This window comes from Brachyspira pilosicoli (assembly GCF_019402445.1).
In the GTDB taxonomy this organism is placed as follows: domain Bacteria; phylum Spirochaetota; class Brachyspiria; order Brachyspirales; family Brachyspiraceae; genus Brachyspira; species Brachyspira pilosicoli_B.
Genome location: NZ_SRZM01000077.1, coordinates 1 through 4,303, shown reverse-complemented (window position 1 = coordinate 4,303; position 4,303 = coordinate 1). Strand labels below are relative to the sequence as shown.

Below are 4,303 nucleotides of genomic sequence, written 5' to 3'. Positions count from 1 at the left end.
ATAATATTATTATTTTCTTTATGGGATATATAACAATGTATTTAAAAAACAAAGCAAAAAAAATATGGTTATCTATAACATCTAATATCAATCATGACAAATTAGAATCTTTACTTTTAAAAACTAAAGAAATATTTAATACTATGCAAGCATCGGATAGACTTTATTTATTTAAAGACAAAATAGAAATATTTATTAGTATGATAAAGGACTATATATCTGGTAATTATAAAAATGTTCCTTGGAAAGTAATATCTGCAATAGCGGCGTCGCTGCTTTATTTGCTTCTTCCATTTGATGCTATAGCAGATTTTTTTCCATTAATAGGATTATTAGACGATGCTTTTATTATAGGGTTATGTATAAAATCTTTTAATGATGAGATAGAGAAGTATAGAGAATGGAAATATGGCATTTATGATTATACATATATAGATGATAAAGAAAAATATAAAAAAGAGTCAGAAGAAACATCTAAAGAAAACGAAGAATAAAAAATTACGCGTCTGAGAGGATTCGAACCCCCAACCGACGGAACCGAAATCCGCTGCTCTATCCAATTGAGCCACAGACGCTTTTTAAATTTAATTAATAGTAATGATTAATTATCGGTAAATATTTTTATTATTATAGTTTAGGAGCAAATCTTAAACCCAATTGCAAACCCAAATCAAAACTATCAACACTTGTATATTCATTGTCTATAGTACTTTTTTGAGCAAGACCAAAATCATAACCTAAATAAGCCCCAACATTCAAAGCCATTTTAGAGCCGAAATATATAGAATAATCAAAAGTAAGTTTAATATACGGAATAACATTTCTGCTAAACTGTTCTATATCTTTTCTTTTCAAATCATATTTAAATTTTTCATTTACTCCAAAAACAGTAGCATCTGTCTCATAAGTAGCAGCAACAGGTATCTTAACACCAGCACCAACACCTATAGCAAATTGACCAATATTGATTTTAGGTAGTAAACCAACTTGAAAGCTATGAGTATACATGTTTAAATTCATTTCAGTTTTCTGACCTAAAATTTCAGACTGAAGTAAATACATTTTATAGCTGTCATAACTATAACCAAACTCACCCAATATACTAATACCCAATTTACCAATACCTATCATATACCCAATTTGAGCAGTAACTCCAGAATCAAACCCTACCTTACCTTTATCAGATAAAGCCTCATAAGTACCAGTAGGCACACCAATAGATAAACCTAAAGGCACATTAATTATAGCTTCAAAACCGCTAGCAGCAAATACTGATATATTGCTTATAGCAAGAATAGAAAATATTAATAATAATTTTTTAACTTTTTTCATTTTGTACCCTCCATAATAGAAATGTTATATTAAAGAGGAAAAATATCAAGTATGATTGTTTTTTTATTTAGAAAGGGCGAAAGACGGGACTTGAACCCGCGACATCCAGATCCACAATCTGGCGCTCTAACCAACTGAGCTACATTCGCCATAATAATAAAGAAAAAAAAGAGTCTTTTTATTTAAGACCCTATACGCGCCAGACAGGAATCGAACCTGTAACCTACTGCTTAGAAGGCAGTTGCTCTATCCAATTGAGCTACTAGCGCATTCGGGATGGTGAGACTCGAACTCACAACCCCCTGCTCCCAAAGCAGGTACGCTAACCAATTGCGCTACATCCCGTTAAATATGTTTTTCAATTATATATTAATTTATTTTTTTGTCAACTAATTTATTATATTATTTTTATTTGATAAAATACTAAAAACTTGACTTATTAAAAAAAAAATATATCATAAGTCTTTATAAGGTTATAATGATTATGTCTAAATATATACTGCCAGAAAATGATATCATAAGAACTGCAAATTGGATAAGCAATTTTCTAATAAGAGAAGGATATCATATCGATTATACTCTTCAAAGCCTAAAAGAAATTGATAAGTTCTTCAAAGAAAAAATAAATAAAATATTGGAAAATGATGATAATAATAGAAACTTTATATTTGCTATAGCAACATATATTGGAGAAATTATTAAAATACATTTTGATGGCAAATGGGTAATTTCTAGAGAAGTTGATTTAGACGATGAAGCTATAGGAATAGATTTTAAAAATCATAGCACTATATATCCGCTTAATATAACATTAGAGCTCATTCAAAAACAATATACACTAAAGCAATATATAAAAGAAAATTTTAATACAGATATTTAAAAAAGGACTTCTCTTATGATGAGTTTGAATGAAATATTAGATGATATTAAAAAATCGTATATCATACTCGACTTAAAAGCAAATAATAAACAAGAAGCTATAAGTGAAATGCTTATACATGCAGAATCTAATGGACTTAGAATAAATATATCTAAAACTATAGAGTGTATGTTTAAAAAAGAAAATATTATATCAAGCGGTTTAGGTTATGGTGTGGCTTTTCCTCATTTAAGGACTAAAGAAGTTCAGGAAAATGAATTAATATTTGCAATATCAAAACCAGGTATTAACTATTATGCACTAGATAAAAAGCCTGTTCATTTGCTTACTATGTTTTTAACTCCTATAGATAAAAGCGATAAATATTTACAATTATTATCTCTTATGACAAAGATATCAAAATTAAGTATGTATACTGTATTATTATTAGAATCAAAAACTCAAGAAGAGTTTAAAGATAAATTATCAAATATGGTAAAAGACATTATAGGTGGTAAATAAAATGAGAAAAGTAACTGCTATAATACCTGCTAGATATGATTCTACAAGATTTCCAAAAAAGCTTACTTATGAATTATTAGGTAAGCCTATAATCATTGCTGTATATGACAATGTTAAGGCTACTAAAGATATAAATGATGTTATAGTGGCAACAGATTCTAAAGAGATAATGGACATATGCGAAAAGAATAATGCTAAAGCAGTTATGACTTCGGTGCATCATACTTCCGGCACTTCAAGAATAACAGAAGTTGCCAAAAACATAGATTCTGACATTATTATTAATGTTCAGGGTGATGAGCCATTAATTAACGAAGATATACTTAAACCTGTTATAGATGCTTTTGATGATGAAGATGTTGATATAGCTACTTTAAAAACAAAAATTGATGATTATAGCCCTTTAATTAAAGATGAAAATGCAGTTAAGGTGGTATGCGATTATAAAGATTATGCAATGTATTTTTCAAGGGCTACTATTCCGCATAAAAGATTTGATAATGATATATTAGTTAAATATTATAAACATATTGGAGTTTATGCTTTTAGAAGAGAGGCTCTTTTAAAAATAGAAAACTTACAAGAATGTGAATACGAGAAAATAGAGAAGCTTGAGCAATTAAGATGGCTTTATCATGGAATGAAAATTAAAGTATTAGAAACTAATCATTTTATACATGGAATTGATACAAAAGAAGATTTAGAGATTGTTCAAGAGTATTTAAAAAAAGAGGCATTAATAAAATTAGGAAATAATGCTTAAAAAATTTTTTGCTGTTGTTTTTAATATACTATTTCCAAATCATTGCATCATATGCAAAAATATTATTCAAAGCGATAAAATAAATTATATATGCTTAGATTGCATTAATAAATTAAGCTATATTCATAGAGATGATTATATAAGATGCAATCGCTGCGGAAGAGTGATAGATACAGAAAATTCAACTTGTATATGCTCATACGAAAACATTTATTTTAATGAATGTAAATCAATGCTTTATTATGATGATAAAACAAGTAATTTAATTCATAAAATGAAATTTAGCCATAGATATTTAATTTGTAAAGATTTTGCTGCCATGCTTTCTTTTTATTATAAGGACTATATTAATAAATTTGATGCTGTTTCGTTTGTGCCTCTTGGAAAAAACAGACTGCTTGAAAGAGGCTATAATCAAAGCGAACTTATAGCAAGACAAATATCTAAAATAATAAATATACCATTAATAGAAAATATAATAATTAGAAAAAAAGAAAGTAAGCCTCTTAGCATGATAAAAGGAAAAGAGCTTAGAGAGAAAGCAATAAAAAACGCTTTTAAAATAAACAAAAAATATAAATTTGATAAAAGCAAAAAAATAAATATCTTGATAATAGATGATGTATTTACAACAGGTTCAACTTTAAATGAGATGTCATTAGAATTAAGAAAATTAGAGTTTATAGAAAGAATAGGCGTACTTACGGTAGCGTCAGCGAGATAAAAAATTAGTTTTTATTTTTTATTATTCTCGGGGACTAGCCCCCCCCTGCGAAGCGTGCCCTTAGAGTACACACCCCCAGTTCTTTTACGACCGAAGGAAGTGC

Annotated in this window: 6 protein-coding genes and 4 tRNA genes; 5 read left to right on the top strand and 5 right to left on the bottom strand. The window is 28.1% G+C overall.

Annotation, left to right across the window (positions count from 1 at the left end):
- Nucleotides 1–494, top strand: a 494-nt coding sequence (locus E6A48_RS03205) for a YkvA family protein (RefSeq protein ID WP_258018528.1), incomplete at its 5' end; no start/stop codon positions are given.
- A 7-nt stretch (nucleotides 495–501) separates the two neighbouring features.
- On the opposite strand, the gene E6A48_RS03200 is transcribed toward E6A48_RS03205, so the two are convergent.
- The 5 genes from E6A48_RS03200 to E6A48_RS03180 all read right to left on the bottom strand — a co-directional run bounded on the left by E6A48_RS03200 (nucleotide 502) and on the right by E6A48_RS03180 (nucleotide 1,677).
- A tRNA-Arg gene (locus E6A48_RS03200) sits at nucleotides 502–575 on the bottom strand.
- Nucleotides 576–627: 52 nt separating this feature from the next.
- Entirely contained in the window at nucleotides 628–1,332 is a 705-nt protein-coding gene (locus E6A48_RS03195; RefSeq protein WP_219708549.1) for an efflux RND transporter permease subunit, read from the bottom strand.
- A gap of 74 nt (nucleotides 1,333–1,406) precedes the next feature.
- A tRNA-His gene (locus E6A48_RS03190) sits at nucleotides 1,407–1,482 on the bottom strand.
- Between the two features lie 45 nt (nucleotides 1,483–1,527).
- Nucleotides 1,528–1,601, bottom strand: a tRNA-Arg gene (locus E6A48_RS03185).
- Between the two features lie 2 nt (nucleotides 1,602–1,603).
- Nucleotides 1,604–1,677, bottom strand: a tRNA-Pro gene (locus tag E6A48_RS03180).
- A 133-nt stretch (nucleotides 1,678–1,810) separates the two neighbouring features.
- Between E6A48_RS03180 and E6A48_RS03175 the strand changes: the two genes are divergently transcribed.
- From E6A48_RS03175 to E6A48_RS03160, 4 genes are read left to right on the top strand one after another with little or no spacing between them, the layout of a single operon-like run.
- Nucleotides 1,811–2,212, top strand: a complete 402-nt coding sequence (locus E6A48_RS03175; RefSeq protein ID WP_219708547.1) for a hypothetical protein — start codon at nucleotides 1,811–1,813, stop codon at nucleotides 2,210–2,212.
- 15 nt (nucleotides 2,213–2,227) lie between these two features.
- Complete coding sequence (locus E6A48_RS03170; protein ID WP_219708545.1) at nucleotides 2,228–2,713, top strand: PTS sugar transporter subunit IIA; 486 nt, start codon at nucleotides 2,228–2,230, stop codon at nucleotides 2,711–2,713.
- A gap of 1 nt (nucleotide 2,714) precedes the next feature.
- Nucleotides 2,715–3,476, top strand: a complete 762-nt coding sequence (gene kdsB / locus E6A48_RS03165; RefSeq protein ID WP_219708543.1) for a 3-deoxy-manno-octulosonate cytidylyltransferase — start codon at nucleotides 2,715–2,717, stop codon at nucleotides 3,474–3,476.
- Entirely contained in the window at nucleotides 3,469–4,200 is a 732-nt protein-coding gene (locus tag E6A48_RS03160) for a ComF family protein (RefSeq protein WP_219708541.1), read from the top strand. Before kdsB ends, E6A48_RS03160 begins: the two co-directional genes overlap by 8 nt.
- Nucleotides 4,201–4,303 lie beyond the last annotated feature (103 nt).

Bases quoted from the DNA above. Each gene is read 5' to 3' on its own strand.
- E6A48_RS03160 (WP_219708541.1), top strand. From the start codon at position 3,469: ATGCTTAAAAAATTTTTTGCTGTTGTTTTTAATATACTATTTCCAAAT.
- kdsB (WP_219708543.1), top strand. From the start codon at position 2,715: ATGAGAAAAGTAACTGCTATAATACCTGCTAGATATGATTCTACAAGA.
- E6A48_RS03175 (WP_219708547.1), top strand. From the start codon at position 1,811: ATGATTATGTCTAAATATATACTGCCAGAAAATGATATCATAAGAACT.
- E6A48_RS03170 (WP_219708545.1), top strand. From the start codon at position 2,228: ATGATGAGTTTGAATGAAATATTAGATGATATTAAAAAATCGTATATC.
- E6A48_RS03195 (WP_219708549.1), bottom strand. From the start codon at position 1,332: ATGAAAAAAGTTAAAAAATTATTATTAATATTTTCTATTCTTGCTATA.